This window comes from Marinobacter sp. (assembly GCF_039977835.1).
Lineage (GTDB): Bacteria > Pseudomonadota > Gammaproteobacteria > Pseudomonadales > Oleiphilaceae > Marinobacter.
Map to the genome: position 1 here is coordinate 1 of NZ_JBDWCL010000061.1, position 2,285 is coordinate 2,285.

General features: G+C 53.0%; 2 protein-coding genes and 3 pseudogenes. 1 reads left to right on the forward strand and 4 read right to left on the reverse strand.

Features of this window, described 5'->3' with window-relative positions; genetic code table 11:
• From ABJM11_RS22550 to ABJM11_RS17485, 4 genes and pseudogenes are all read right to left on the reverse strand, one after another.
• Positions 1–138: pseudogene (locus ABJM11_RS22550) on the reverse strand (transposase); the annotation flags it as partial.
• Positions 139–261: 123 nt separating this feature from the next.
• Positions 262–522 (reverse strand): annotated as a pseudogene (locus ABJM11_RS22555) (IS3 family transposase); the annotation flags it as partial.
• A gap of 20 nt (positions 523–542) precedes the next feature.
• The gene (locus tag ABJM11_RS17480) at positions 543–827 is read right to left on the reverse strand and encodes a transposase (protein ID WP_348300440.1); all 285 of its coding nucleotides are present in this window, start codon (positions 825–827) and stop codon (positions 543–545) included.
• Positions 828–888: 61 nt separating this feature from the next.
• Positions 889–1,101, reverse strand: a pseudogene (locus tag ABJM11_RS17485) (ISNCY family transposase); the annotation flags it as partial.
• Between the two features lie 183 nt (positions 1,102–1,284).
• Between ABJM11_RS17485 and ABJM11_RS17490 the strand changes: the two are divergent.
• Positions 1,285–2,058: an SDR family oxidoreductase gene (locus ABJM11_RS17490; protein WP_348300442.1), complete on the forward strand. Its 774-nt coding sequence runs from the start codon at positions 1,285–1,287 to the stop codon at positions 2,056–2,058.
• Positions 2,059–2,285: the final 227 nt, after the last annotated feature.

The window sequence follows — 2,285 nt, forward strand, 5'->3', positions numbered from 1 at the left end:
GTGCCGCATGGATTCGATCTCGTACAGAGCGTCTTCCATGGCCGGATCGCTCAGGTTATAGAACAGCTGCATGCAGTGAACTCGCAGCATGGCAGACAGCGGATAGGGAGGCCGGCCGTTCTGGCCCTTGGGGTAATAACGGACGGTGAGGTGGACCCGATCAGTTGCCAAAACCTGGTTGGGACGGTCGATTTTCAGCCCTTTGAGCAGGTACGGATAAACCTTGTGCCCGTCGCCCGGAATGCTTGTCCTGGGCCGCGGATACACTGCCTGAATGCCCATGGTGCGCATCAGGCGTTGAACCCGCTTGCGGTTTATCCGGTGGCCTTGGCGTTCCAGGTGGACCCGCATCTTGCGGGAACCGTAGTACGGCGTTTCCAGGTGTTGCTGATCAATCAGATACATCAGATCCAGATCCTCCTGACACTGCTCACGAGGGACGTAGTACACCGAAGAGCGGCTCAGCTTGAGCAACTTGCACTGGCGCACAAGGCTGACTTGGGGATGACCACGCTCGATCATCGCCAACCGCTGTTGACGGCTTACTGATCGAGCTTGCGCGACAAAAAATCGCGTTCCACCGTCAGTCGGCCGATCTCGCGATAAAGCTCGTCAGAACTGGGCTCGCTGGACTGTTTGCCGGACTTTCTTTTGCCTTCGAAGAGGTCCGGAGCATTCTCCAGCAGCTCGCGTTTCCAGGTGCTGACCATGGTCGGATGGATCTGAAATCGGGCTGCAATTTCAGATGTAGTCTGGTCACCCTTGAGGGCGGCCAGGGCGACTTTGGACTTGAACGATGCGCTGTATTGCTTGCGTTTCTTGCTCATGATTCTCCTCCTTGTGGAGATGATGACTCAGAGCTTAGGCACCTGTCCAAATTTCTGGGTCCACTTCATCCGATAAATGAAACCCCAGTTGTTGCCTTAACACCAGACAACGCAGAACACTTTCTGCGCTCAGGCCGGTCCGCCCCACGGCGGCAACAGACGCATCGATCAGATCTGCGGTCACAAGCTCAAGAATTTCCGGGTGCCTATCCAGACCCCCCGACAGCTTCCGGAGTCTGACGCCATACTCGTGATCTGAGTAATGTTCGAATATACTGGCTTAAGCATTGCGGGTCTCTCGCATGCTGAACCCTCTTGGTTGTTGGCTGTTTTTGGTTCGCACTTAAAACATATCAGAACCAAGATTATTTTCATCCATCCTCCTAATTTTAACTGAAAATCAACTGCTTATTAATTTCTGGATGGGCACTAACTTTGACCGACACAGAAGGTAATCATGAACTCAAAATCATTCTTTCAGGAAGGTGTGATCGCAGTGACCGGTGCGAGTAGAGGAGTTGGGGCGGCCATTGCCAATAAATTACTTGCAAACGGACACACGGTTGCTTGTCTGTCGCGCAGTGGCTTGGCACCTAGTGGTTACGAAGAAACGGCGGAGTCAACACGGCGAATGCTTCCAATGAAGTGCGATGTGACCGATGATTCGAGTATTTCCACTTGCCTGTCAGAGCTGTCCAAAAAACCGGGGGGGCTTCGCGTGTTGATAAACAACGCCGGGATTCATACGCAGGGACCAAGCGCCAAGTTTGCCACCGAAGATTTCGAGCATTTACTACGGACCAACACTCTTGCAGTGTTCAGCGCTTGCAGGGAATCATACCCGTATCTGAAGGAAGCTGGTGGTGGCGTCATTATTAACATTGGGTCTTTCTTCGCGCGCTTAGGCGCGTCACACAATGCTTGCTACAGTGCGACGAAAGCGGCAGTCGATGCGCTAACTCGGTCACTCGCGGTCGAATGGGCGCGAGATAACATTACCGTGATTAACCTAGCCCCAGGTTACGTTGAGACCGACCTGAACTATGACTACCTGGTACGGGATGATGTGCAGGCATACTTATCAAGGCAGATACCCATAGGTCGCGCAAGCCAACCCTCCGAGGTTGGCGAAATTGTCGCGATGATGCTCCGGATTGACCCGATGCTGCTTACAGGGCAAACGCTCTATGCAGATGGCGGTCATAGCATTGCGCATGGGAATATTCGCTAAAACAGCCAAAGCGCCTACGTATCGATCACCAACCTAGTGTGCCTTAACAAAAGTTCGTCGAATAGTTATAATTGCAGAAAGCATCAATGGAGCTACTGCAATGGGTCGACCCGTTATTCCTTTGATCATTACAGGCGAAGAACGCGAAGAGCTTAGTTCGTGGGTTCGTCGCCGGCAGATGCCAGCAGCCGAGCAGCAACGCGCGCGAATGATCCTGTTGAGCACTG

What these genes read in the sequence shown, in the direction of transcription:
- ABJM11_RS17490 (WP_348300442.1), top strand. Translation starts at nt 1,285, where the DNA reads ATGAACTCAAAATCATTCTTTCAGGAAGGTGTGATCGCAGTGACCGGT.
- ABJM11_RS17480 (WP_348300440.1), bottom strand. Translation starts at nt 827, where the DNA reads ATGAGCAAGAAACGCAAGCAATACAGCGCATCGTTCAAGTCCAAAGTC.